Genomic DNA, 23,885 nt, shown 5'->3' with positions numbered 1-23,885 from the left:
TTAGGCGTTCTTGTTCACGAATTCCGGGTGGGCCAGCAGAAACTCCTGGATCTTGTCCTGCCGGACCGCTGCGAAGAACTCCTCCGACCCCGGAGCCAGCTTCTCTCCCAGGTATCTCCCGCCCTCGTAGAGCCCGCCCCCGGACAACTTGATCGAGACCATGTTGTCGGTGTTCAGGCCCTTCAGCGCCAGGCCCCAGTCGAGCACGCTGTGCCCGTTGCCGTCGAAGGTGAGCGCGTCGCCGGCCGAGCCCAGGACCTTCGTCAGCCTGGCCGGATTGCTGATCACGCCCTTGCTCATCACCTTCGCGGCCATCGCCTTGATGAACTGCTGCTGGTGCCGCTGCCGGTCGTAGTCGCTGTTCGGCAGCCCGTAACGCTGCCGCACGTAGTCCAGCGCCTCCCAGGCCCGCAGGTGGTAGGTCCCCGGCTGGTACGTCTTCTGCGGCCCGATGTACGGGTGCGCGCAGGATTTGCCGGCGCACGACGCCCGCCGGTGGCGCGGGGTGCCGTCGGGCCGGAGGTGTTCGGACCTCACCCGCATGTCGATCCGCATGGTCACGCCGCCCACCGCCTCGACGATGTCCTTGAAGCCGCCGAAGTTGATGATCGCCCCGGCGTCGAAGGCCTCGATGCCGGTCAGTTGCGTGACCGTCCTGGCGAGCAACTGGAAGCCCTGCTTCACGTCGTGCCTGCCGTCACCGACCGGGCTCCCGTACGACATGGCGGCGTTGATCTTCGACCGGCCGCCGCCGAACCCGGTCGGTGCGAAGGCCGGGATGTCCACGTAGAGGTCCCGCGGGACGGAGAACAGGTAGACCTGATCCATGCCCGCCGGAAGGTGCGCCACGATGATCGAGTCGGAGCGCGGCGCGGTGCGATCGTCGCGTGGGTCGATCCCGGCCAGCAGGATGTCGAGCGGCCCGCGGATGTCGGCCGGGGTGTTCCGGGCCGCGCCCGACGCCGGCCCGCCGATCAGGCTGCCGTCCGCGTCGATCGACCCGGTGTACCGCGTGATCAGGCTCGAGCCGGTGACCAGCACCCCGCCGCTGGTCACCATCAGCACGGCGCCGAGGACCCCGGACAATCGCGCCCACAGCGGCGCACGGCGTTTCGCAGACTCAGCCACCCGATGATCCCCAACCCTCAGTCGAGCCGTTCCCCCCGCGATTCACCCCCGGAACAACGAGAAGCCGTGCCGGTGGACACCGGCACGGCTTCCTGTTCGTCGCAAGTGGCGAACGGCTGGGATCAGCCCTTCATCAGCTCGTGCGCGTTCTTCTCCAGGTCCTCGAGACCGCCGCACATGAAGAAGGCCTGCTCCGGGTAGTTGTCGTACTCACCCTCGGAGATCTTCTTGAATGCCTCGATGGTCTCCTTCAGCGGGACCGTCGAGCCGGGAACGCCGGTGAACTGCTCCGCCGCGTAGGTGTTCTGCGACAGGAACCGCTCGATGCGACGGGCCCGGGCGACCGTGACCTTGTCCTCCTCGGAGAGCTCGTCCATACCGAGGATGGCGATGATGTCCTGCAGGTCCTTGTACTTCTGGAGGATCCGCTGGACCTCACGGGCGACCGCGTAGTGCTCGGCGCCGACGAACTCCGGGGCCAGGATCCGCGAGCTGGAGGCCAGCGGGTCCACGGCGGGGTAGATGCCCTTGTCGGAGATCGACCGCTCGAGGTTGGTGGTCGCGTCCAGGTGGGCGAAGGTGGTGGCCGGCGCCGGGTCGGTGTAGTCGTCGGCGGGCACGTAGATCGCCTGCAGCGAGGTGATCGCCTTGCCACGGACCGACGTGATCCGCTCCTGCAGCTCACCCATCTCGTCCGCCAGGGTGGGCTGGTAACCCACGGCCGACGGCATACGCCCGAGCAGGGTGGAGACCTCAGAACCGGCCTGGGTGAACCGGAAGATGTTGTCGATGAAGAGCAGCACCTCCTGGTTCTGGACGTCCCGGAAGTACTCCGCCATGGTGAGCGCGGTCAGGGCGACCCGCAGACGGGTGCCCGGCGGCTCGTCCATCTGGCCGAAGACCAGCGCGGTCTTGTCCAGAACGCCACCCTCGTCCATCTCCAGGATGAGGTCGTTGCCCTCACGGGTGCGCTCGCCGACGCCGGCGAACACCGAGGTGCCACCGAAGTTACGGGCGACCCGGATGATCATCTCCTGGATCAGAACGGTCTTGCCGACGCCCGCGCCGCCGAACAGGCCGATCTTGCCACCGCGCACGTACGGCGCGAGCAGGTCGAGCACCTTGATGCCGGTCTCCAGCATCTCGGTCTTCGGCTCGAGGTCCGCGAACGCCGGGGGCTTGCGGTGGATCGACCAGCGCTCCTGGATGTCCAGCGTCGACGGGTCGACGTTGAGCACCTCGCCGAGGGCGTTGAACACGTGGCCCTTGGTCACGTCGCCGACCGGCACCGAGATGGGCGCGCCGGTGTTGACGACCTCCTTGCCGCGGACCAGACCGTCCGTCGGCTGCATCGAGATCGCGCGGAGCAGGTTGTCACCCAGGTGCTGGGCGACCTCCAGCGTCAGCGTCTTGGTGCCCTCGGAGAGGGTGACCTCGACGTGCAGCGCGTTGAAGATCGGGGGCATGGCGTCACGGGGAAACTCGACGTCGACGACCGGGCCGATGACCCGGACGACACGGCCGACAGCGGTCTCCGCCTTGGTGGGCTCAGCAACAGCAGTCATCACACATCACTTCCCGCCGCGGCCAGCGCGTTGGCGCCGCCGACGATCTCACTGATTTCCTGGGTGATCGCAGCCTGCCGCGCGGAGTTCATCTCGCGCGTGTACCGCTTGAGGAGGTCGTCGGCGTTGTCCGACGCACTCTTCATCGCCCGTCGCCGGGAGGCCGACTCGCTCGCCGCCGAGTCCAGCAACGCCGCGTAGATCCGCGTGTTGAGGTACTTCGGCAGCAACGCGTCGAGCAGCTCGTCGGCGTCCGGCTCGAACTCGTAAGCCGGGCGCAGCCCCTCGGGCTCCTCGTCCTGTCCCTCGACCTGGACCGGCGCGAGCGGCTTCGCCTGCGCGTGCTGGGTCATCAGGGACTTGAACTCGGTGCTCACCAGGTGCAGCTCGTCCACGCCCGGGATGCCGTCGGGACCGAAGGTGCCCTCGGTCTCCGAACCCGCCGCGAACGCCTCGATCAGGGCGTCGCCGACCTTCTTGGCGTCGGCGAACGACGGACGCTCGGAGAAACCCGTCCAGCTGGCGGCGATGTCCCGCCCGCGGAACCGGTAGTAGCCGACGCCCTTACGGCCCACCACGTACAGCGCCACTTCCTTGCCCTCCGACTTCAGCTGAGCGATCAGCTGCTCGGCGGTCCGGATGGCGTTGGCGTTGTAGGCGCCGGCCAGGCCCCGGTCACTGGTGATCAGCAGGACGCCCGCCCGCCGGACGCGCTCACGCGCGACCAGCAGCGGGTTGTCCACCGAGGCGTTCGACGCCAGCGCGCCGAGCACCTTGGTGATCGCCTCCGAGTACGGCCGGGAGGCGGCGACCCGTTCCTGGGCCTTCGCGATCCGGCTGGTGGCGACGAGTTCCTGCGCCTTGGTGATCTTCTTGGTCGACTTGACGGTGCGGATGCGCCGACGCAGCGCCTGTACCTGACCGGCAGCCATGCTTAGTTACCGCTTTCGCCGGTCGCGCTGCCCTGGAAGACCTTCTTGAACTCGACGACACCGGCCTTCAAGCTCTCGATGTTGTCGTCGCTCAGCAGGTTCGTCGACTCGATCGCGGTGTAGACGTCGCTGTTGTGCTGCTTGAACCACTGCAGGAATTCCTGCTCGAAGCGGCGCACGTCACCGACGGCGATGTCGTCGAGCTGCCCGGTGGTGCCGGACCAGATCGTGATGACCTGGTCGACCGTCGAGTACGGCGAGTACTGCGGCTGCTTGAGCAGCTCGACCAGGCGGATGCCCTTCTCCAGCTGCGCACGCGACGCCCGGTCCAGGTCGGAGGCGAAGGCCGAGAAGGCCTCCAGCTCACGGAACTGGGCCAGGTCGAGCCGGAGCCGGCCGGAGACCGAACGCATCGCCTTGACCTGCGCCGAGCCGCCTACCCGGGACACCGAGGTACCGACGTTGATCGCCGGGCGGACACCCGAGGCGAACAGGTCGGACTCCAGGAAGATCTGGCCGTCGGTGATCGAGATGACGTTGGTCGGGATGTAGGCCGAGATGTCGTTGGCCTTCGTCTCGATGATCGGCAGACCGGTCATCGAGCCGCCACCCAGCTCGTCGGAGAGCTTGGCGCAGCGCTCCAGCAGGCGGGAGTGCAAGTAGAAGACGTCACCCGGGTAGGCCTCACGGCCCGGCGGGCGGCGCAGCAGCAGCGAAACGGCACGGTACGCCTCGGCCTGCTTCGTCAGGTCGTCGAAGACGATCAGGACGTGCTTGCCGTTGTACATCCAGTGCTGTCCGATGGACGAGCCGGTGTACGGCGCGATGTACTTGAAGCCGGCCGGGTCGGACGCCGGAGCCGCGACGATCGTCGTGTACTCCAGGGCGCCCTGCGCCTCGAGGACGCCGCGGATGCTGGCGATCGTCGAGGCCTTCTGGCCGATGGCGACGTAGATGCAGCGAACCTGCTTGGCCGGGTCGCCGGACTCCCAGTTCGCCTTCTGGTTGATGATCGTGTCGAGCGCGACCGTGGTCTTACCGGTCTTGCGGTCGCCGATGATCAGCTGGCGCTGGCCACGGCCGATCGGCGTCATGGCGTCGATCGCCTTGATGCCGGTCTGCAGCGGCTGCTTCACCGGCTGACGCGCCATCACGTTCGGCGCCTGCAGCTCGAGCTCGCGGAAACCCTCGTTCGCGATCTCGCCACGGTCGTCGATCGGGTTGCCCAGGGCGTCGACGACGCGACCCAGGAAGGCGTCGCCCACCGGCACCGAGAGGACGCGGCCGGTGCGCTTGACCGGCTGGCCCTCCTCGATCTTCGCGTAGTCGCCCAGGATCACGGCGCCGATGTCGCGGACGTCGAGGTTCAGGGCGACGCCCAGCGTGCCGTCGGCGAACTCCAGCAGTTCGTTCGCCATCGTCGAGGGCAGGCCCTCGACGTGCGCGATACCGTCGCCCGCATCGGAGACGATGCCGACCTCCTCGCGGGAGACCTCGGGCGAATAGGACGAGACGTAGCGCTCTAGCGCCCCCCGGATCTCGTCCGAGGAGATGGTCAGCTCGGCCATCCTCTGCCTTCTCTGTCTAGCTCGGGACGTCGCCGCCACCGAGGGGCTTCTCGATCAGGAGATCGAGGGGAAAGGACTATTTAGCGAACGCCTGCTTCGCGGCGTTCAACCGGCGCAGGATCGTGCCGTCGTAGAGATCGGAGCCGACGCGGACGCTGACACCGCCGATGATCGCGGGATTCACGTCCACCTTCAGCGAGACCTGACGGCCGTAGATCGCGGCCAGCTTGGCGGCCAGCGCGGTCTCCTCGGCGTCGCCGAGCGGCTTCGCAACCGTCACATACGCCACCTCGCGGTCGCGCCGAGCGGCGGTCGCCTCGACCAGCCGGTTCAGCGAGGCCTCGAAACCACGGCCGCCGAAACCCACGAGCGCGACCTGGACGAGCCGGACCGTCACCGCCTGTGCCTTGCCGTCGAGAAGATCCCCGACAAGTTTAGCCCGGGGTGCGACCGGAGCGCCGATGTCACTGAGCGTGGCGGCGAGCTGCGGCGTACCGGAGACGATCTGCGAGAACCGGAAGAGTTCGTCCTCGACCTCCGCCAGCACGCCCTGCTTCTGCGCCGAGGCGAGCATGGTGTCGACACCCAGTCGCTCCGTCGCGTCCAGCAGGTCACTGGGCTTGGAGAACCGGCCGGCCACGAGTGTGGCCAGCGCGTCGACGGTCACCGCGGTGGCCTTGCCGGCCAGCAGCGAGCGGAACAGGTCCGAGCGGTCGTCGCCCGGCCGCGACGGGTCGGTCAGCGCCCGGCGCAGCCGGGGCTGGCCCCGCAGCAGGCCGGCCACCGACAGAATCTCGTCGGCGACCGTGACCAGCTGCGCGTCCGTCGACGCGGCGGTGCCGGCGTGAAGCCGCTCCGCCGCGTCGCCGTAGGCCTGATTGGTGACGCCGGACGCCATCAGCGCCCGCCCGCCGTGCCGGCGGTGTCGAGGTCAGCGATGAAACGCTCGACGGTGCCGCGGGTGCGGGCCTCGTCGGCCAGCGCCTCACCGACGATCTTGCCGGCCAGGTCGACCGCGAGCGTGCCGACCTCGGCACGGAGCTCCCGGACGATCGACTGACGCTGCGTCGCGAGCTGCTCGTTGCCGGCCGCGATGATGCGGTCCGACTCCTCGCGAGCCTTGGCGAGCACGTCCTGCCGGATGCCCTCGGCATCAGCCCGGGCCTCGTCGCGGATGCGAGCGGCCTCGGTCCGGGCCTCGGCGAGCTGCGCACGGTACTGCTCGAGCAGCTCGTTCGCCTCCGCCTGGGCGGCCTCGGCACGCTTGATACCGCCCTCGATCGCGTCCACGCGGGCGCGGAACGTCTTCTCCATCTGCGGGAAGACGAACTTCATCAGGACGAAGCAGAGCACCGCGAAGGCGACCGACCCGACCACGATCTCTTCCCAGGCGGGAATGATCGGGTTGTGGCCTTCTTCAGCGGCCTCAGCAGCCAGAAGTGTGAGCATTGAGACCTCCCAACGAGGCTGAGGGAGTTACTTACTTGGCCCAGACGAAGCCGAACGCGATGCCCAGCAGGGCAAGCGCCTCGACCACGGCGAAACCGATCCAGACGTACGGCAGGGTCAGGCGGGACGACTCCGGCTGACGAGCGGTGGACTGGATGTAAGCAGAGAAGACCAGACCAACACCGATGCCGGGGCCGATCGCGGCGAGGCCGTAACCGATGGCGGCGGTGCTACCAACAACTTCGGCGAGTGGCATTTCTCAGTTCCTCCTGGTATCTCGCGTGACTGCCACGCGGGACGACAAACGGGGTGTGACTCGAAACAGGTGGAGCAAAATCAGTGCTCGTCGGCGAGCGCGCCCTGGACGTAGCTCGCGGTCAGCACCGTGAAGACGTATGCCTGGAGACAGATCACCAGGAACTCGAGGAAGGTCAGCGCGATGCTCAGCGCCCAGGACAGGACCGACACCGGGGCGAGCAGCGGATTAGCGCTGATCATCGCGAATCCACCGAGCGTGAACACCAGCAGCAGGATGTGGCCGGCGAACATGTTGGCGAACAGACGAACGGCCAGCGAGAACGGCCGGACCAGGAAGTTCGAGAAGAACTCGATCGGGATCAGCAGCGGCAGGATGAACCCCGGCGCCGGCGGGATCAGAGCATTCTTGAAGTACTTGAAGAAGCCGTGCTTCCGGATGCCGACATAGATGAACATCACGTAACTGATGACCGCGAGCACTGCCGGGAATGCGATGTGCGAGTTCGGCGAGAGCTGCACGAACGGCACGATGCCCCAGAAGTTGTTCAGAATGACGAACATGAACAGCGTCGTCAGGTACGGCGCAAAGGCCACACCCTTCGGGCCGATCATCTCGACCGCGATGTTGTTGCGCACGAAGCCGTAGATGCTCTCGGCGATCCACTGCCTCTTGGTCGGGACGAGTTCCGGCTTCCGGTACGAGACCAGGAAGAAGATGATAATCGCCGCGACCGCCACCCACACCAGGAACGTGATCTTGGTGAACCAGTAATTGTCGTGGGCGCCCCACGGCAGGATGCTGGGCAGGTAGAAGTCCTCGACGCTGGGCGGGAACTCCGCCGCGAGGACCACCGACTGAGCGATCACCAGGGCCCTTTCCTGTCAGGCGCCGAGACGGCGCACGATGAGGTACACACCAAGGCCGATACCGAGCACCGAGCCGATGCCGGTGAAGATGCCCGGGGTGCCGACGTAGTGGTCGACCAGCCAGCCGATCCCGCCCCACACCAACATGCCCGCGATGAGGTAGGTGACCGCCGTCATGCCCGCACCTGTATCGGGCGGGGGAGGGCCTTCGTCACCGCGGTTGTCGTGGGGGGGTTCTTGGCCGGTCATGACGGCCCGAACGATATCAGCCGGAAATACAAGGATGAGCGGGACCCCCCGCACAACCGTAGTTGTCCAGGCGTCAGGGGTCTCGCAACTGGAAGGACACGGTACTCCTGTCACGCCAAAACGGAACACGGCACGGCGGGACACATCACCGGTTCGTGGCAGTCGAGCAGCCAAACCTCCACTGAGCAGGGACGTCGCCCAGGTGTCGGATCACTGCCGGAGCGTCCGGCGCGTCACCCACCAGGCCTGCACACCCGTCCAGACCACCACCCCCGCGACGACCCCGAGGCCGAGCGCCTTCTTTCCCGACCAATCGGACGAGACACCAACCGCCAGGATAATTCCCAGCAAAGAATATTTGACGACATACGTCAACATCCCCAGCGGCATCACCAGAGCCGGGCGCACGGTGTCGGCCCAGGCCACCACCAAGGTCGTCAACGTGTGGCTCACCAGGACGATCATCACGCCGGCGGCCGCGGCGAACGCGGCGGTCGGCCCGCTGACCAGGAAACCGACCGAGGCCGCGCAGAGCAGCAGCGCGAACGAGACCGCGGTGAGGAAGCCGAGGTGCTCGACCTTCCAGCGCGGGTCCTTCGGCAGGGGCGGCAGATCGGGCAGCGGAGGATCGAAGTCCTTCTCCGGTGCGCCCGGGATCTCCCCGAAGGCGCCCGGAGTCGCCGCCACGGGGGCCGCGTCCGATCCGCTCATGCCATGACCTCCTGGTCAACGTAGAACGGGAAGCGCCGCACCAGGCCGGTCACCTCCTCGCCGACTGCGGCCAGCCGGGACACCCCGTCGGCCGTCTCCGGATCGCACCGCACCGCCACGCCGATCAGCTCCGCTACCCGGCGCATCTCGGTCTCCCGCATACCCTGCGAGGTGACACTCGGCGCGCCGACCCGGATCCCGGACGCCACAGCGGGACGCTCGGGATCGTACGGAATGGCGTTCTTGTTCAGCGCGATCCCGGCGGCGGCACAGCGCGCCTCCGCCTCCCGGCCGCTGACGCCCAGCTCGCGCAGGTCGAGCACGGCGAGATGGGTGTCGGTGCCACCGGTCACCGGGCGCATCCCCTCAGCGGTCAGCCAGGAGGCGAGCGCGGATGCGTTGCGCACGGTCTGCGAAGCGTACCCCCGGAACTCCGGTGAGCCCGCCTCGCGCAGGGCCACCGCCTTGGCCGCGACCGCGTGCATCATCGGGCCGCCCTGCGCGAACGGGAAGACCGCCTTGTCGACGCGCTGCGCCAGCTCCGTACGGCAGAGGATCATGCCGCCCCGGGGCCCGCGCAACGCCTTGTGGGTGGTGCAGGTGACCACGTCGGCCCAGGGCACCGGGGACGGGATCGCCCGCCCGGCCACCAGCCCGATGAAGTGCGCCGCGTCGACCAGCAGGTAGGCGCCGACCTCGTCGGCGATCTCCCGGAACCGGGCAAAATCGATCAAGCGGGGGTACGACGTCGCCCCACAGATGATCAGTTTCGGCCGGTGCGCGAGCGCAAGATCACGTACCTCGTCGTAATCGATCAGCTCGGTGAGCGGGTCCACCCGGTACGAGATCGGATGGAACCACTTCCCGGAGAAGTTCGCCCGGCTCCCATGGGTCAGGTGCCCGCCGTGCGGCAGGCCCATGGCCAGCACCGGGTCGCCGGGCTCGGCCAGCGCCGCGTACGCCGCGAGGTTCGCCGACGCCCCGGAATGCGGCTGCACGTTGGCGTGCTCCGCGCCGAACAGCTCCTTCGCCCGCGCGACCGCCAGCTCCTCGGCCCGGTCCGCCTGGGCACACCCGCCGTAATAGCGGTTGCCCGGATAACCCTCGGCATACTTGTTCGCCAGCGTCGAGCCGAGCGCGGCCAGCACGGCCGGAGAGGTGAAGCTCTCCCCGGCGATCAGGTTCAGCGTGTCCCGCTGCCGGGTCAGCTCGTCGAGGAGCACGTCGGCGATCTCCGGGTCGTCGCGCTCGAGCGCGGCGAAGTCCGGTCCCCAGAAGGTGCTCACCTGGGCCTCCCCCGAGCTCGGTGAACGCGGCCTGGAACGAGCATATGGCTGAAGTGCCTCGATTATGGGCACAGTCTTCAGTAATCGGGTCAGTCGGATTTTCCGCCGCGGGGGAACAGAGCATGCGTTGTCTTGTCACAGGAGCAACCGGGTACATCGGCGGGCGACTGGCGCCGAGACTGGTCGAGTCCGGTCATCAGGTGCGCTGCCTCTCCCGCAGCGCGGCCCGGCTGCGCGACGTCCCCTGGGCCGACCAGGTGGAGATCGCCGAAGCCGACCTCGGCGACCCTGCCACGCTGCCGGCCGCCTTCGAGGGCATCGAGGTGGCGTACTTCCTGATGCACTCGCTCGGCCAGCACGACTTCGAACGCCGCGACCGGGAGGCGGCCGCCAACTTCGCCGCCGCGGCCCGGGCCGCCGGGGTCCGCCGGATCATCTACCTGGGCGGCCCCGAGCCGCCGCCCGGCGACCGGCCCTCACCGCACCTGCGGTCCCGCGCCGAGGTCGCCAGGATCCTGCTGGCCAGCGGCGTGCCCACCGCGGTACTGCGCGCCCCCGTGATCATCGGTTCCGGGTCGGCGTCGTTCGAGATGCTCCGCTACCTCACCGAACGGCTGCCGGCCATGGTCTGCCCCCGCTGGGTGGACAACCGGATCCAGCCGATCGCGGTCCGCGACGTGCTCCGCTACCTCATCGACGCCGCCGCGCTGCCACCGGAGGTGCACCGCGGCTTCGACATCGGCGGCGCGGACGTCCTGACGTACGCCGAGATGATGCGCCACTACGCCCGGGTCGCCGGACTCCCCCGCCGGATCATCGTGCCGACCCGGGTGCTCAGCCCGTGGCTCTCCGCGCACTGGGTCGGCCTGGTCACCCCGGTGCCGAACGCGATCGCCCGCCCGCTGGTCGCGAGCCTCGTCCACGAGGCCGTCGCCCGCGAGAACGACCTGGCCGAGCTGCTGCCCGGCCCCGCGCCCCTCGGCTTCGACGAGTCGGTGCGCCTCGCCCTCGGCCGGATCCGGGACGCGAACGTCGAAACCCGCTGGTCCAGCGCCTCCGGCCGGGACGCCTCCGCCGAACCGCTGCCCAGCGACCCGGCCTGGTCCGGCGGCAGCATCTACACCGACGAGCGCAAGCGCGAAGTGCACGCCCCCGCCGAGCGGCTGTGGCGGGTCATCGAAGGCGTCGGCGGCGAGAACGGCTGGTACTCGTTCCCGCTCGCCTGGTCCGTCCGCGGCTGGCTCGACCGCATGGTCGGCGGCGTCGGACTGCGCCGGGGCCGCCGCGACAAGGACCGGCTGCGGGTCGGCGAAGCGCTCGACTGGTGGCGGGTCGAAGAGATCGTGCCCGGCTCGCTGCTGCGGTTGCGCGCCGAGATGCGGGTGCCCGGCCGCGCCTGGCTGGAGATGTGCGCTGAGGCGGACGGGGACGGGCGCTCGGTCTACCGCCAGCGGGCCGTGTTTCTTCCGCGGGGATTGGCGGGGCACCTCTACTGGGCCTCCGTCTGGCCCTTCCACGGCATCGTCTTCAACGGGATGGCGCGCAACATCGCCCGCGGCGCCGAAGAATGATCACCTGACCACCTCGACCAACTCCCCAGCCGTCAGCCCACCCAGCCCCAGCCGTCAGCCCACCCTCCCCTTGGGGGGCCACCTCCTCGAGCCGAATTGTCGTTCGGAATCACAAGATCGTGCGGGTGGGCTGTGGACGGCTCGCTGGTGTGGATAAGTCTCGCGGCGGGTGGATGATGTGATAGCAGCCGTATTGGTGCTGGCCAGGCCCCTGCTTCATGATCATCCGGGGGGCGTCCGGGGTTGGAGGCTGCCGACCCCATGTGGGCGCCGGGTCACAATCCTCGACGCCGGTCATGGTCTCGGCGTGGTCGAGGTGGCTTGCCAGGCAACGTGGCCGCCGGGTCACGGTTGTTGACGCCGCTCGCGGTCCCGGCTTGGTCCAGGTGGCTCGCCAGGCCACGGGGGCGCCGGGTTCCGGTGGCTGCCGCCGGTCGCGGTCGCCGGCTGGCGCTCAGGGTCGTATCCGAGCGGGGAAACAACCCTCACCACCAGCCGAGCCCACGCGGCTGGCACTCACGGTCGTATCCCAGCGCGGACACAACCCTCACCACCAGCCGAGCCCACGCGGCTGGCACTCAGGGGTGTGATCAAGGTCGGGAAACAGCACTGAACGCCAGCCGGACGCCTGGAACCCCGATCAGGCGGCAGCGCGGAAGAGCCGGTCCCGAACAGCAAGCCAATCCTCCGACCGCGGCGGCTCCTGGATCAGGATGCTGCCGGCGCCGGCGTCGTCCAGGCGATGCAGCGCCGCATACAGGTCCGCCGCATACTCACGCGGGTCCCCGGAGAGGACTTCGACCATCTCGCCGTACGGCGGTGACGGCGCCCCCTCGTACGTAAGGATCGCCGCAGGCGCCGGCAGGCCGGACCGGTCCGCATCGCTCAGGTCCCGTAGGAGCAGGGTCTTGGCGCGCGGCGCGTAGTGCCGGCGACTCATTCCGGGTGACGGCCGGGCTGTTCCGTCGACGGTCTCGGCGTCGCGCAGCGCGATCGTGCCGGTCACGTCCCGCAGCGCGCGCAGTGGCAGCGCCCCGGGGCGCAGCAGGGTCGGCACCGGCGTGGTCAGGTCGAGAACCGTCGATTCGATGCCCCAGGAGCACGGGCCGCCGTCGAGCACCAGCGGCACGTCCGGCAGGCTGCGCACGACGTGCTCGGCGGTGGTCGGGGAGATCGACTCGGAGCGGTTGGCGCTGGGCGCGGCGAGGGGCAGGCCGGACGCTTCCAGCAGGCGCAACGCCACCGGGTGCGCGGGGATCCGGATCGCGATGGTGTCGTTGTCGGCGCCGGCCCCGGTCAGGTGCGGCGCACGCCGCACGACCAGTGTCAGCGGGCCGGGCCAGAAGGCTCCGGCGAGCCGGTCGGCGGTCTCGGGCCACTCGGCGGCCAGGTCGCGGGCGGCTTCGACGGTGGCGACGTGCACGATCAGCGGGTTCCAGCTGGGGCGGTTCTTCAGGCGGTAGATCTCGCTGATCGCCTGCTTGGAGAAGGCGTTGGCGCCGAGGCCGTAGACGGTCTCGGTGGGGAACGCGACGACCGAGTCGGCGCGCAGGATCTGGACCGCCCGGCGCAGGCCTTCGGCGTCCGGCGGGACGACAGCGCCCGGCAGGACGACAGCGTCGGGCGGGACGACAGCGTCGGGCGGGACGGCACGGTTGCTCACGGGAGTAACAACGTGGCGAACGGGACGGTGGTGTCCTCGATCTCGTCGCCGACCCGCTGGAACGTCTGGTCGCCGCGGCCCCACGGGTCGTCCAGGTCGTCGGTGAGCAGTGGCGTCTCGGCGCCGCGCAGCCGGTGCGCGGCCGCCACGATCGCCGCGCCGCGCTCGTGCACGGCGGCGGGTTTCGCCTCGGCCGGCGGGAGCGCCGCCTTGTCCACGCCGTGGAGCAGCCGGCCGAACTCGCCGAGGACGAAGGTGCGGGCGGCCGCGTCGGGGCGCAGGGCGACCACGTAGTCGTACTGATCGGCGGTCGCGGTGAGGATCAGGTCGGCCTCGTCGATGAAGTCGCCGCGCAGCTTGCGGGCCGCGAACCCGTCCGCCGAGCCGCGCCGGGCGCGGACCTGGCGGGCGGCCGGCGGGTTCATCTCCTCGCCCTCGTGCCAGCCGCCGGTGCCGGCGCTGACGCTGCGGACGAGCTGGTCGTCGCTGCCGGAACGGTCCCGGACCGCCCGGGCGAGCAGGCGCTCGGCCATCGGGGAACGGCAGATGTTGCCCATACAGACGTGCAGGACGGTGAACGGCGCCACCTCAGGCCTCGCCCTCGACGATGTCGGGCACCACGTCGCGCAGCTTCTCCGTGGGGATCGAGCCGACGCGCAGCACGCGGGGCACGTCGCCGGTCACGTCGACCACGGTGCTGGGCCACGGATCCACGGCGGGGCCGGCCTCCAGGTAGACCCGCACCGAGTACTCCAGCTGCTCGCGGGCCTCCTCGGCGGTCAGCGGCGACGGTGAGCCGACCTTGTTCGCCGTGGTCACCGCCATCGGGCCGACCTCGCGCAGCACCTCGAGGGCGACCGGGTGCAGTGGCATCCGCACCGCCACCACGCCGCCGGTGTCGCCCAGGTCCCACTGCAGACTCGGGGAGTGCTCCACGAGGATGGTGAGCGCGCCCGGCCAGAACGCGTCGGCCAGATCCCGCGCGGCCCGGGGCAGCGAGTAGACCAGCCCGTCCAGCGTGTGGCGGGAGCCGACCAGCACGGGTGGCGGCTGGCGCCGGTCCGACCCGCGGGCGTGGTGCAACTGGGTGATCGCGTGCGCGGTGAACGCGTCCGCGCCGATCCCGTAGACCGTGTCGGTGGGCATGACCACGAGCTCACCGCTCTTGGCCGCCTCGACGGCCGCGGCGATGCCGCGATCACGATCGGCGATGGCAGCGCAGTCGTAGAGCATCACGACGTGCAGTCTGCCATGCCCTCACACCCGGCGGGCGGTCGCGTATCGCGGGCGGCCGGTCAGATCGTCATGGGCTGTCACCTCGGTGAACCGGCCGTCCGCCCGGAGCAACGCGGGGACCGCCGTCCCGTGCACGTCGTCGTGCTCGATGCCGACCCATCCACCCTTGCCGAGAAGGACGGCGGCGAGCGCGATCACCGGCCGGATCACGCTCAGTCCGTCGGCCCCGCCGAACACCGCCATGGCAGGGTCGTGATCGGACACCTCGGGCGGGACCGGGGTGCCATCCGGGACGTAGGGCGGGTTGCAGAGCAGCACATCCACCTGACCGTGCAGTTCGGACAGCAGATCAGGATCGGTCACATCACCGTCGACAACCTCGATTTCGGCGTACCGGCGAGCGTTGCGCCGCAGCCACGGCAGAGCCCGCGGCGAGCGCTCCACCGCGATCACCCGGCCGGCCGGCGACTCGTCGGCGACCGCCACCGCGATCGCCCCGCTGCCGCTGCACAGGTCGACCACTGTCGCCCCGGGCACGACCCGTTCGATGCCCCAGCCGGCCAGCAGCTCGGTCTCCGGGCGCGGGACGAAGACGCCGTCGCCGACCGCGAGGTCCACATGGCGGAACGCGGCGGTGCCGAGCAGGTGCTGCAACGGGATGCGTCGCGCCCGATCGGCGACGAGCTCCCGCAGGCGTACGGCTTCCTCCTCGCGCACGGCGTCGATCAGCATCAGCCGCCCCCGTGACACCTGCAGGACGTGCGCGGCCAGCAACTCGGCGTCGACCCGTGGCGAGGACACCCCGGCCGCGGAGAGTTCGGCGGCCGCCGATGCGAGCTCGGGTGCCAGACGGATCCGGCGGGGGTGTTCGTCAGGCGGTGTCACGGCATAATCATGAGACGTCGCGCACGCCGGGGATCGGCCGGGTCGCCCAGCGCCGCGCCGATGCCCTGGGAGGCGCCTGGTGGGTTGGTTGGACCAGCTCGCGGAACATGTCGAAGACCTGCGCCGGGCCGGTGACCTGCAGCAGAACGGCCGCTCGGCACAGGCCCTGCCGATCCTGGACGCGGTGCTGGCCACCAGCGCCGATCCCACCACCCGGGCGTATGCCCTGATCCAGCGTTTCGGCGCCCTGATCAACCTGGGCCGGGTCGCCGAGCTGGCCGCCGCGATGTCCGCCGCCGCCGAGGCCGTGCGCGAGGTGCCGGATCCTTACCTGCGCGGTCAGATGCACGCGTTCGCCGCGCTCGGCGCCCACCTGCAGAGCAATCTGGACCGTGGGGTGACGCACCTGGTGCAGGCCTCCCGGGCGCTGGCCGCCGTGCCCGAGCACGACCAGGAGACCGCCTGGGGCTGGCACGACCTCGCGATGGCCTATTCCTACCTGGGCTTCCACGGGCAGGCGCTGACCGCGATCGAGCAGGCTCGGGAGGTGGGCGCGAGCGCCGGCCTGGCCCCGGAGGTGTTCGCCGCCCCCGGCATCCGGCTGCGCAACGCGGTCTCGCTCGACCACTGGGGCGACACCGATGGCTGCCTGCGCGTCCTTCGCGACATCGACGCCGAGCTCTCGCGGTACGTGGCCACCGATCAACTGCGGCCGGGGAGCCGCGCGGTCTACGGCTACGCGCTGGCCCGCCGCGCCGCGCTGGGCGAGCCCACCGAGGACGGCGCCGCTACCTGGCTGACCGGCGGCGGGGACAGCGCCCGCACCCGTGACCTGCGGCATCTCGGCTCGGTGTGCCTGACCATCGCGGCCGGCAAGCCGGAGCGGGCGCTCACCATGCTGGAGGCGATCCCGGTCTCCGCCGAGGTGCTCGGCGCCCCGGAGCCCGCCCGGTTACGCAGCATCTGTTACGCCAGCGCCGGTGATCACGCCGCCGCGCACGCCGCCGACCGGTACGCGTTCCGCCTCGCCGCCCAGCGCATCGACCAGCTCCGGGACGGGTATCTGGACGGCGTGGCAGCCCGGCTGGACGCTCAGGAGACGCAACGCGACCCGCACCGTTACGGCGACGAGACGCTCACCGACCCGCTGACCGGCCTGCCCAACCGCCGCCAGCTGGAGCACTACGTGGACGGGCTGCTGGCCCGTGGCGAGCGGGCCGCGGTCGGGGTCTGCGACATCGTCGGCTTCACCACCGTCAACATGCGGCACGGCCGGCACTGCGGTGACCTGGTCCTGCAGCGGATCGCCGGCGTGCTGGCCCGGGTGATGCGCCGTGGCGACTTCGCGGCCCGGTTCGCCGGCGACGAGTTCGTCCTGGTCCTGCCGGGCGCCGGCCCGCACCACGCAGCCGAGGTGTCCCGCCGGATCAGCGCCGCCGCCGCGGCGGAGAACTGGCAGGTCCTGGTCCCCGGCACACCGATCGGGCTGGCCGCCGGCTGGTCCGAGGTGGGCGCGAACGGCCGCGGGCTCAGCGCCGCCCTGGCCGCGGCGGCGGCGAGCCGGAAACCGACCTGAGATGTCCGTGATCGAGCTGGGTGACCTCAGCTCACCGGCCGCCGATCCACCGTCGTCCCGGCCACCGGCGCGGTTACGGCGCCGGCCCGTGCTCATCGCGTTGATCTGCCTGTTCGCGCTCGCCGCCTCGGGCGGTCCCCCGGTTCCGCAGGTGCGGCAGCTGTGGACGACCGGCCTGACCGAGCGGGACAGTTTCGCGCTGACGGCGGACACGGTCTATCTCGTACGGCGGAGCGGACTGACCGCTTACGACCTGGCCACCGGTGCCGTCCGGTGGCGCCGCGACCTGCCCCTGCCCTACAGCGACCTGACGTCGATGCGGGTCACCGACGGCATGGTGCTGCTCGGCGGCCCGCCCGAGTTCGTCACCGCGCCGGGCTTCCCGTCCGGGGCGATGGCGTACCCCACCGAGCTGATCGTGCTGGACGCGGCCACCGGCGCCGACCGGTGGCGCGCGCCCGGCGAGGTGTTCGACTCCACCGCCGGCGCCGTGCTGCTCGCCGACCGGGACGCGCACGGCGAGCTGCACGCGATGCGGCTGGTCGGCGCGAGCGACGGCGTGCTCCGCTGGACCCGGCCGCTGACCCGCGCGCTGGACGTGCAGACCAGCCCGGGGCGGATCGTCACCACCACGGCGGGCGAGGTCACGACGTACCGCCATGACGACGGGACGCCGCTGGCGAGCCGCCGGATCGAGGCGAGCCAGGACTGGGTGAACAGCACCACCATGGTCTCCGGTGAGCGGCTCCTCGTGACGCGGGCCGATCCGCGCGGGGCGACGATCACGGCGTACCGGCTGGATGACCTGGCCGAGCTCTGGAGCCGGCGGACGCTGCGCGGCGCGTACGTGACCGAGTGCGGCCCGGTCGTCTGCCTGTCCAGCGGCGCCGAGCTGTCCGGCCTCGACGCCGCGACCGGCGAGCCACGCTGGTCGTCGAGCGGCTGGGCCGGCGTCGACGTGGCCGGTCCCGGCCGCCTGCTCGCGTACAGCACCGCCGATGAGCCCGAGCACGCCCTGATGGACGCGGCGACCGGCCGGCTGCTCGGCCGGCCCAGCCCCGGATGGCCGACGCCGGCCGGCGGTCCCGACGGCCCGCGGACCCTGATCCGGGCCAGCGCCACCGACCCGGACCGCAGCGTGGTCAGCCGGATCGACCCGGCGGGCGGGCGCATCGTCCCGATCGGCACGGTCGTGTCACCGGCCGTCGGCCCGTGCTCCGGCGGCGGCCGTTTCCTGCTCTGCCGCCGTCCCGGTGATCTCGTGGTGACCGCACTGACCTCGTGACGCGGGCGCCTGTGCGGCGTCGCGTGGTGCGGCCGGGGCTGCGGCCCCCACTACGAGCGCCGCATAGGATCGGCGTCACCATGGCCATCATCGATCTGGGCGACGTCAGCGCGCCGGATTTCCCGGAGGAGCCACTCGCGCCTCCGCGCCCGCTGCCCCGCCTCGGCGTCGTCCGGCTGCTCGCGGCCGCCCTGGCGGTGATCTGCGCGCTCGCCCTCAACGGCTCCGGGCGCCCGGCCCCGCCCGCGGTCACCGAGGCGTGGTCCGCCGAGATCGGGCTGGACACCTGGCCGTACGCCTTCGGCGACAGCGTCCTGGTCGCTCACGGCGATCCGGAAACCGTGCCGGAGTCGACCTCGTTCGACCTGGCCACCGGGCAGGTGCGCTGGGCCGTCAAGGACCCGTCGCTCACCTCGTGGCTCAACCCGGATCCGGACAGCAACCAGCTCTACACCCCGGCGAAGATCCGCACCGTCGAGGACGGCGGCGCGACGACCTACTTCGGGTCCGACACCCGGGCGCTGGACGCGCGTACCGGGGAGGTCCTGTGGGCTCGTCCGGGCGACGAGTTGGCCGCCACCGCGGGCGAGGTGCTGCTCGGCGACCGCGACGACCGGGGCCGGATCACCACGTTGCACCTGGTCCGGGCCGCCGACGCCGGCCGGTTGTGGGACCGTCCGATTCCCGCCAGCGACATCGTGGTCGTGCCCGACGAGCCGCGGGAGACCGCCCGGATCGTCGTCAAGAGCACGACCGGGGAGCTGACCACGCTGGGCTGGTCCGACGGCGTTCCGCTCGCCACCCGCCGGGGCACCCCGCGGCCCGGCGCGGAGGGCTGGGGGCCGCAGGTGCTGCGCGGGCAGTTCTACGACATCCTGACCGGGACGCCGGACGGCGCCGTGATCGCCTACGCGACCGACACCCTGGCCGAGCTGTGGCGCTTCCCGATCAGCGGCGAGGTCGCCGTGCAGGACTGCGGGCCGGTGCTGTGCGTCACCGACACCCACCTGACCAGCGGTGTCGACCCGGCCACCGGCGCGCGACGCTGGAAACTGCCCAGCGGCGACGCCGCCGAGCTGTCCGGCGGCCGGGTGCTGCTCTCCCGCAACCGCGAACTGAGCGCCCCGCAGTCGGTGGTCGACGCGACGACCGGCCGGGTGATCAGCGACACGCCGCGCGACGTCCGGGTGCTGTCCCTCGACGACGGGCGCCTGCTGGCGCTCGGCGACACGAAGACCGCGCCCTACCGCGTGACGATCTCCGTGTGGGACCCGGAGACCGGCCGGATCACCCTGATCGGCGCGGTCCCCGGCCGATCGGACACCTGCCAGGTCCACCGGCGGCATCTGCTGTGCACCGGCGCCGGCCGGCTGGGCGTCACCGACCTGGGCCGGTGACCCCGGCGCGTCCTCAGCGCTGGCGGCTCAGCTCCGTGTCCCCGGCCAGGCGCGCCTCGCGGTCCGCCGCGGCCAGCGCGTCGAGCACGCCGTCCAGCTCACCGCCGAGGACCAGATCCAGGTTGTACGCCGTGTAGCCGATCCGGTGGTCGGTGATGCGGTTCTGCGGGAAGTTGTAGGTGCGTACGCGCTCGGACCGATCCACCGTGCGGACCTGCGCCTTCCGCGCGTCGCCGGCCGCCGCGTCCGCCGCCTCCTGGGCCTGCGCGAGCAGCCGGGAGCGCAGGATACGCATCGCCGACTCCTTGTTCTGCAGCTGGCTCTTCTCGTTCTGGCAGCTCACCACGGTCCCGGTGGGCAGGTGCGTGATCCGCACGGCCGAGTCGGTGGTGTTGACCGACTGGCCGCCCGGGCCGGACGAGCGGTACACGTCGATGCGCAGGTCACCGGGCTCGATCTGGACGTCGACGTCCTCCGCCTCGGGCAGCACCAGCACGCCGGCCGCCGAGGTGTGGATCCGGCCCTGCGACTCGGTGACCGGGACGCGCTGCACCCGGTGCACGCCGCCCTCCCACTTCATCCGGGACCAGACGCCGTGCCCGCCCTGCGGCAGGCCCTTCGTCTTCACCGCCACCGAGATGTCCTTGACGCCGCCGAGGTCCGACTCCTGCGAGTCGATCACCTCGACCACCCAGCCGTGGCGCTCCGCGTACCGGGTGTACATGCGCAGCAGATCGCCGGCGAACAGCGCCGACTCCTGGCCGCCCTCGCCCGCCTTGATCTCGATGATCACGTCCTTGGCGTCGCTGGGGTCACGCGGCATGAGCATCTCGCCGAGCTTCTCCTCCAGCCCCGGGATCGTCGCGGCGACCGCCTCGGCCTCGGCCGCGAACGCCGGGTCCTCGGCCGCCAGCTCCCTGGCCGCGGTCAGGTCCTCGCGGGCCGCCTCCAGCTCCGCGTTGGCCGTGTAGATCGGCGCCAGCTCGGCGAAGCGCCGGCCGACCCGGCGGACCAGCGCCTGGTCGGCGTGGATGGACGGGTCCTCCATCCGCTTCTCGAGGTCCGCGTACTCGGCGAGAAGCATGTTCAAACGGTCGTTGCTCATCGAATCTCTTCCCACGCGTTGCCGGCCGGCGGACCACATACGAACGGCGCCCGCCCCGGAATCCGGGACGGGCGCCGTTGAAGCAGTTACTTCTTCTTCGCGGCGTTGACCTTGGCGTACTTCGCCTGGAACTTCGCGACCCGGCCCGCGGTGTCGAGGACGCGCTGCTTGCCGGTGTAGAACGGGTGGCAGGCGCTGCAGGTCTCGACGCGGATCTCGCCGCCCTTGGCGGTGCTGCGGGTGCTGAAGGTGCTGCCGCAGGAGCAGATGACCTCGGTGGTCGTGTACTCCGGGTGAATGCCGCTCTTCATGTCTTCTCGGTCCCTCTCGATGATGCGGGTCGCCGGGTCGTCCTGTGATGAATGAGGACGGGAACCGGAACCCTTACTGGCCGATGTACCAGTCTGCCAGATCCCCGGTAGCTGCCGGAAATCAGGAGGTGCAACTGGTTTCGGTCTTCGTAACGTGGGCGCCCCTCCGGTAATTCCCGCTCACGAAGGAACCTGTCATGACGCTGCTCCACGACGTCCTCGATCCGGTCAAGTTGGCCGAGGCGGTCGACAACGGGCTGGTTCGGACGCAGCGTCATCCGACCTTGCCGTTCACCATCTACAACTACACCGAAGCCTGCCAGTACTCGGGCGCTTGGAACCAGGTGACGCTCACCTGCCGCGGCCTCATCGTGGACGCATCGGGACGGATAACGGCTCGCGCGTACGAGAAGTTCTTCAACCATTCCGAGTCGCAGGCGCCGGCGCTCGATCCCGGCGCGGCGGTCACCGTGACCGACAAGGTCGACGGGAGCCTCGGCATCGTCTACCACGACGGGACCGGCTGGGCTGTCGCCACGCGTGGGTCGTTCGCCTCCGACCAGGCGATTCACGCCACGGAGCTGCTGCGCACGCGGTACGCGTCGTTCGTGCCGCCGGCCGGTCTGACCGTGCTGGTGGAGATCGTCTACCCGGAGAACCGCATCGTCGTGGACTACCGGGGGCTGGACGACCTGGTACTGCTCGGTGCGGTGGAGATCGCTACCGGCCGCTCGCACGGGCCGGAGGCGGTGCCTGACTGGCCGGGGCCGGTGGTCGAGACGTTCGGGTACGCGACGCTGGCCGAGGCGCTCGCCGCTCCCCCGCGCGACGGGCGGGAGGGGCTGGTCGTGCACTTCACCAGGACCGACGAGCGGGTGAAGATCAAGTACGCGGACTACGTACGCCTCCACCGGCTGGTGACCGGACTCACCCCGCGTACCGTCTGGGAGATCCTGGCCACCGGCGGCACCCTGGACGTGCTGCTGGAGCCGCTCCCGGACGAGTTCCACGTCTGGGCGCGCGGCATCGCCGCGGAGTTGACCGCCGAGGTCGAGGCGCGCGCCGCCGAGGTCGAAGCGGCCTACACCGCACTGGTCGGCGGCCTGCCCGCGGGCTGGGGCCGCAAGGAGTTCGCGCTCGCCGCGGTGCGCAGCTCGCACCGGGGTGAGTTGTTCCAGCGCCTGGACGGTCACGACTACCGTCCTGGCCTGTGGCAGCGGGTCCGTCCGTCAGCGGACCGGCCGCCCGCGCAAGGAGCCGAGGAATGACACGACTGCTGATCACCCGGGGCCTGCCCGCCTCCGGGAAGACCACGTTCGCCCGCAAGCTGCAGCCCGGGGTGGTCCGGGTGAACCGGGACGACCTGCGGCGGATGCTGCACGGGCAGCGCCTGTTCACGCAGTGGGCCGAAGCGCAGGTCACGCACGCGCAGCGGGCCGCCGTGGAGGCGCTGCTGCGCGCCCGGGCGAGCGTGATCGTCGACGACACCAACCTGCGGTCCCGGACCGTACGGGAATGGGCCGAGATGGCCGTCCGGTACGGCGCGTCCTTCGAGGTGCACGACTTCACCGACGTCCCGCTGGCGGAATGCCTCCGGCGGGACGCCGGGCGGCCGGAGGACGAGCGGGTCGGCGAGGGCCCGATCCGCAGGATGCACGAGCGGTTCCTGGCCGGGCGCAACCTGCCGCTGCCGGTGCCGTTCGCCGACGCGGGCGGCCCCGGGGTGATCTACGACCCGGATCCGGAACTGCCGCCGGTCGTGCTCGTGGACATCGACGGGACGGTCGCGCTGATGGCCGGCCGCAGCCCGTACGACTGGAGCCGCGTCGGCGAGGACGAGCCGAACCCGTCGGTGATCGCCGCGGTCCGGGCGATGCACGCGGCCGGTCACGCGATCGTCTTCTGCACCGGGCGCGACGAGGTGTGCCGGGCGGAGACCGAGGCGTGGCTGGACCTGTTCGTCGACGTGCCGTACACCGGGCTGTTCATGCGGCCCGAGGGCGACAGCCGTAAGGACTCGGTGGTCAAACGCGAGATCTTCGATCGTGAGATTCGCCACCGCTGGCGGGTCGTCGGGGTGTTCGACGACCGTCAGCAGGTGGTACGTATGTGGCGTGCACTCGGCCTGACCGTGTTCCAGGTCGCGGAGGGAGACTTCTGAGGTGCGGAAGTATCCGCGTACGTTCCATCTGCCCGATTCCCCGGGCGCTTCCGGCGACGACCGGATCCAGACGGATCTGTCCTGGCTGGACGGTGAGCTCGTGGTGACCGAGAAGATGGACGGCGGGAACCTCACCTTCACCCGCGACGCCATGTACGCCCGCTCGGTCGACTCCGGCACCCACCCGTGGGACCGGCCGGCGAAGGCGCTGTGGGCGATGACGGCGTACAAGATCCCGGACGACTGGCGGGTCTGCGGCGAGTCCATGTGGGCCCGCCGCAGCGTCGCCTACACCGACCTGCCGGGCGTCTTCCTGGTCTTCGGCATCTGGGACGAGACGGACACGCTGCTCGGCTGGGACGACACCGTCGACTGGGCGCGCCGGCTGGAGCTGCCGGTCGTCCCGGTCCTCTACCGCGGCGGCAGCCTCTCCGAGGCCCGTGCCGCCTGGGCCGCGCAGCGCGACGACGAGACGTCCGAGGGTTTCGTGGTCCGCGCGGCCGGTCGCATCCCGGCCGCCGAGTTCCCGCTCAAGGTGCTCAAGTGGGTCCGCCCCGACCACGTCCGCACCGAGGCCGCCTGGCGTCACCGCGACGATTTCCCCGTCAACGAGTTCGCCTGACCCACAGATCAACTTCACTTTCCCGTACGTCGTGAGCACCGCGCTGTGGCAGCCCGTTCG

24 protein-coding genes are annotated in these 23,885 nt (G+C 70.6%); 7 read left to right on the top strand and 17 right to left on the bottom strand.

What is annotated here, in order from left to right; translation table 11 throughout:
- The 11 genes from Acy02nite_RS29380 to glyA all read right to left on the bottom strand — a co-directional run bounded on the left by Acy02nite_RS29380 (position 1) and on the right by glyA (position 10,013).
- Positions 1–1,128 carry an LCP family protein gene (locus Acy02nite_RS29380; protein ID WP_438820870.1) on the bottom strand — a complete coding sequence of 376 codons (1,128 nt, stop codon included), beginning with the start codon at positions 1,126–1,128 and terminating at the stop codon, positions 1–3.
- A 122-nt stretch (positions 1,129–1,250) separates the two neighbouring features.
- Positions 1,251–2,693, bottom strand: a complete 1,443-nt coding sequence (atpD, locus tag Acy02nite_RS29375) for a F0F1 ATP synthase subunit beta (RefSeq protein WP_239175335.1) — start codon at positions 2,691–2,693, stop codon at positions 1,251–1,253.
- Positions 2,693–3,625, bottom strand: coding sequence for a F0F1 ATP synthase subunit gamma (locus tag Acy02nite_RS29370; protein WP_203746600.1), 933 nt, complete (start codon positions 3,623–3,625; stop codon positions 2,693–2,695). The genes atpD and Acy02nite_RS29370 overlap by 1 nt, the downstream gene beginning before the upstream one ends.
- Positions 3,626–3,627: 2 nt before the next feature.
- Positions 3,628–5,193, bottom strand: coding sequence for a F0F1 ATP synthase subunit alpha (gene atpA, locus Acy02nite_RS29365; RefSeq protein WP_203746599.1), 1,566 nt, complete (start codon positions 5,191–5,193; stop codon positions 3,628–3,630).
- Between the two features lie 76 nt (positions 5,194–5,269).
- Entirely contained in the window at positions 5,270–6,091 is an 822-nt protein-coding gene (locus Acy02nite_RS29360; protein WP_203746597.1) for a F0F1 ATP synthase subunit delta, read from the bottom strand.
- The gene (locus Acy02nite_RS29355; protein ID WP_203746596.1) at positions 6,091–6,642 is read right to left on the bottom strand and encodes a F0F1 ATP synthase subunit B; all 552 of its coding nucleotides are present in this window, start codon (positions 6,640–6,642) and stop codon (positions 6,091–6,093) included. The genes Acy02nite_RS29360 and Acy02nite_RS29355 overlap by 1 nt, the downstream gene beginning before the upstream one ends.
- Positions 6,643–6,673: 31 nt before the next feature.
- A complete protein-coding gene (locus Acy02nite_RS29350; RefSeq protein WP_203676809.1) occupies positions 6,674–6,898 on the bottom strand; it encodes an ATP synthase F0 subunit C in 225 nt (74 codons plus the stop codon).
- 80 nt (positions 6,899–6,978) lie between these two features.
- A complete protein-coding gene (gene atpB, locus Acy02nite_RS29345; protein ID WP_425548231.1) occupies positions 6,979–7,770 on the bottom strand; it encodes a F0F1 ATP synthase subunit A in 792 nt (263 codons plus the stop codon).
- 12 nt (positions 7,771–7,782) lie between these two features.
- The gene (locus Acy02nite_RS29340) at positions 7,783–7,944 is read right to left on the bottom strand and encodes an AtpZ/AtpI family protein (RefSeq protein WP_239175333.1); all 162 of its coding nucleotides are present in this window, start codon (positions 7,942–7,944) and stop codon (positions 7,783–7,785) included.
- A gap of 282 nt (positions 7,945–8,226) precedes the next feature.
- Positions 8,227–8,727 (bottom strand): hypothetical protein, encoded by a 501-nt coding sequence (locus tag Acy02nite_RS29335; RefSeq protein ID WP_239175331.1) that lies wholly within the window; start codon positions 8,725–8,727, stop codon positions 8,227–8,229.
- Positions 8,724–10,013: a serine hydroxymethyltransferase gene (glyA, locus tag Acy02nite_RS29330; RefSeq protein ID WP_203746593.1), complete on the bottom strand. Its 1,290-nt coding sequence runs from the start codon at positions 10,011–10,013 to the stop codon at positions 8,724–8,726. Before glyA ends, Acy02nite_RS29335 begins: the two co-directional genes overlap by 4 nt.
- 122 nt (positions 10,014–10,135) lie before the next feature.
- Between glyA and Acy02nite_RS29325 the strand changes: the two genes are divergently transcribed.
- Positions 10,136–11,584, top strand: coding sequence for an SDR family oxidoreductase (locus tag Acy02nite_RS29325; protein ID WP_203746592.1), 1,449 nt, complete (start codon positions 10,136–10,138; stop codon positions 11,582–11,584).
- Positions 11,585–12,224: 640 nt separating this feature from the next.
- On the opposite strand, the gene Acy02nite_RS29320 is transcribed toward Acy02nite_RS29325, so the two are convergent.
- The 4 genes from Acy02nite_RS29320 to prmC are packed head-to-tail and all read right to left on the bottom strand — an operon-like array spanning position 12,225 to position 15,368.
- On the bottom strand, positions 12,225–13,247 hold the full coding sequence (locus Acy02nite_RS29320; protein ID WP_239175330.1) for an L-threonylcarbamoyladenylate synthase: 1,023 nt from the start codon (positions 13,245–13,247) through the stop codon (positions 12,225–12,227).
- On the bottom strand, positions 13,244–13,834 hold the full coding sequence (locus Acy02nite_RS29315; RefSeq protein ID WP_203746591.1) for an arsenate reductase/protein-tyrosine-phosphatase family protein: 591 nt from the start codon (positions 13,832–13,834) through the stop codon (positions 13,244–13,246). The genes Acy02nite_RS29320 and Acy02nite_RS29315 overlap by 4 nt, the downstream gene beginning before the upstream one ends.
- 1 nt (position 13,835) lies before the next feature.
- Positions 13,836–14,480 carry an L-threonylcarbamoyladenylate synthase gene (locus Acy02nite_RS29310; protein ID WP_203746723.1) on the bottom strand — a complete coding sequence of 215 codons (645 nt, stop codon included), beginning with the start codon at positions 14,478–14,480 and terminating at the stop codon, positions 13,836–13,838.
- Positions 14,481–14,504: 24 nt separating this feature from the next.
- On the bottom strand, positions 14,505–15,368 hold the full coding sequence (gene prmC / locus Acy02nite_RS29305) for a peptide chain release factor N(5)-glutamine methyltransferase (protein ID WP_203746590.1): 864 nt from the start codon (positions 15,366–15,368) through the stop codon (positions 14,505–14,507).
- A 79-nt stretch (positions 15,369–15,447) separates the two neighbouring features.
- Between prmC and Acy02nite_RS29300 the strand changes: the two genes are divergently transcribed.
- The 3 genes from Acy02nite_RS29300 to Acy02nite_RS29290 all read left to right on the top strand — a co-directional run bounded on the left by Acy02nite_RS29300 (position 15,448) and on the right by Acy02nite_RS29290 (position 19,626).
- Positions 15,448–16,944 (top strand): GGDEF domain-containing protein, encoded by a 1,497-nt coding sequence (locus tag Acy02nite_RS29300; RefSeq protein WP_203746588.1) that lies wholly within the window; start codon positions 15,448–15,450, stop codon positions 16,942–16,944.
- A gap of 1 nt (position 16,945) precedes the next feature.
- Positions 16,946–18,229, top strand: coding sequence for an outer membrane protein assembly factor BamB family protein (locus Acy02nite_RS29295; protein WP_203746586.1), 1,284 nt, complete (start codon positions 16,946–16,948; stop codon positions 18,227–18,229).
- Between the two features lie 80 nt (positions 18,230–18,309).
- Positions 18,310–19,626: a PQQ-binding-like beta-propeller repeat protein gene (locus Acy02nite_RS29290; protein WP_203746583.1), complete on the top strand. Its 1,317-nt coding sequence runs from the start codon at positions 18,310–18,312 to the stop codon at positions 19,624–19,626.
- 13 nt (positions 19,627–19,639) lie between these two features.
- On the opposite strand, the gene prfA is transcribed toward Acy02nite_RS29290, so the two are convergent.
- Together prfA and rpmE are read right to left on the bottom strand one after the other, a co-directional pair.
- Positions 19,640–20,731: a peptide chain release factor 1 gene (gene prfA / locus Acy02nite_RS29285; RefSeq protein WP_203746581.1), complete on the bottom strand. Its 1,092-nt coding sequence runs from the start codon at positions 20,729–20,731 to the stop codon at positions 19,640–19,642.
- Between the two features lie 86 nt (positions 20,732–20,817).
- Positions 20,818–21,042 (bottom strand): 50S ribosomal protein L31, encoded by a 225-nt coding sequence (rpmE, locus tag Acy02nite_RS29280; RefSeq protein WP_014694406.1) that lies wholly within the window; start codon positions 21,040–21,042, stop codon positions 20,818–20,820.
- A gap of 197 nt (positions 21,043–21,239) precedes the next feature.
- Here rpmE and Acy02nite_RS29275 point away from each other — a divergent pair, with 197 nt between their 5' ends.
- From Acy02nite_RS29275 to Acy02nite_RS29265, 3 genes are read left to right on the top strand one after another with little or no spacing between them, the layout of a single operon-like run.
- Positions 21,240–22,310 (top strand): RNA ligase, encoded by a 1,071-nt coding sequence (locus tag Acy02nite_RS29275; RefSeq protein ID WP_203746579.1) that lies wholly within the window; start codon positions 21,240–21,242, stop codon positions 22,308–22,310.
- On the top strand, positions 22,307–23,203 hold the full coding sequence (locus Acy02nite_RS29270) for a phosphatase domain-containing protein (protein WP_203746577.1): 897 nt from the start codon (positions 22,307–22,309) through the stop codon (positions 23,201–23,203). The genes Acy02nite_RS29275 and Acy02nite_RS29270 overlap by 4 nt, the downstream gene beginning before the upstream one ends.
- 1 nt (position 23,204) lies before the next feature.
- Positions 23,205–23,825 carry an RNA ligase family protein gene (locus Acy02nite_RS29265; protein ID WP_203746575.1) on the top strand — a complete coding sequence of 207 codons (621 nt, stop codon included), beginning with the start codon at positions 23,205–23,207 and terminating at the stop codon, positions 23,823–23,825.
- Positions 23,826–23,885 lie beyond the last annotated feature (60 nt).

Source organism: Actinoplanes cyaneus (assembly GCF_016862095.1).
GTDB lineage: Bacteria > Actinomycetota > Actinomycetes > Mycobacteriales > Micromonosporaceae > Actinoplanes > Actinoplanes cyaneus.
Note: the sequence above shows the minus strand (reverse complement) of the source record. Positions and strands in the feature narration are given on the sequence as shown.

What these genes read in the sequence shown, in the direction of transcription:
- atpD (WP_239175335.1), bottom strand. Translation starts at nt 2,693, where the DNA reads ATGACTGCTGTTGCTGAGCCCACCAAGGCGGAGACCGCTGTCGGCCGT.
- Acy02nite_RS29370 (WP_203746600.1), bottom strand. Translation starts at nt 3,625, where the DNA reads ATGGCTGCCGGTCAGGTACAGGCGCTGCGTCGGCGCATCCGCACCGTC.
- atpA (WP_203746599.1), bottom strand. Translation starts at nt 5,193, where the DNA reads ATGGCCGAGCTGACCATCTCCTCGGACGAGATCCGGGGGGCGCTAGAG.
- Acy02nite_RS29360 (WP_203746597.1), bottom strand. Translation starts at nt 6,091, where the DNA reads ATGGCGTCCGGCGTCACCAATCAGGCCTACGGCGACGCGGCGGAGCGG.
- Acy02nite_RS29355 (WP_203746596.1), bottom strand. Translation starts at nt 6,642, where the DNA reads ATGCTCACACTTCTGGCTGCTGAGGCCGCTGAAGAAGGCCACAACCCG.
- Acy02nite_RS29350 (WP_203676809.1), bottom strand. Translation starts at nt 6,898, where the DNA reads ATGCCACTCGCCGAAGTTGTTGGTAGCACCGCCGCCATCGGTTACGGC.
- Acy02nite_RS29340 (WP_239175333.1), bottom strand. Translation starts at nt 7,944, where the DNA reads ATGACGGCGGTCACCTACCTCATCGCGGGCATGTTGGTGTGGGGCGGG.
- Acy02nite_RS29335 (WP_239175331.1), bottom strand. Translation starts at nt 8,727, where the DNA reads ATGAGCGGATCGGACGCGGCCCCCGTGGCGGCGACTCCGGGCGCCTTC.
- Acy02nite_RS29325 (WP_203746592.1), top strand. Translation starts at nt 10,136, where the DNA reads ATGCGTTGTCTTGTCACAGGAGCAACCGGGTACATCGGCGGGCGACTG.
- Acy02nite_RS29310 (WP_203746723.1), bottom strand. Translation starts at nt 14,480, where the DNA reads ATGCTCTACGACTGCGCTGCCATCGCCGATCGTGATCGCGGCATCGCC.
- Acy02nite_RS29295 (WP_203746586.1), top strand. Translation starts at nt 16,946, where the DNA reads ATGTCCGTGATCGAGCTGGGTGACCTCAGCTCACCGGCCGCCGATCCA.
- Acy02nite_RS29290 (WP_203746583.1), top strand. Translation starts at nt 18,310, where the DNA reads ATGGCCATCATCGATCTGGGCGACGTCAGCGCGCCGGATTTCCCGGAG.
- prfA (WP_203746581.1), bottom strand. Translation starts at nt 20,731, where the DNA reads ATGAGCAACGACCGTTTGAACATGCTTCTCGCCGAGTACGCGGACCTC.
- rpmE (WP_014694406.1), bottom strand. Translation starts at nt 21,042, where the DNA reads ATGAAGAGCGGCATTCACCCGGAGTACACGACCACCGAGGTCATCTGC.
- Acy02nite_RS29275 (WP_203746579.1), top strand. Translation starts at nt 21,240, where the DNA reads ATGACGCTGCTCCACGACGTCCTCGATCCGGTCAAGTTGGCCGAGGCG.
- Acy02nite_RS29270 (WP_203746577.1), top strand. Translation starts at nt 22,307, where the DNA reads ATGACACGACTGCTGATCACCCGGGGCCTGCCCGCCTCCGGGAAGACC.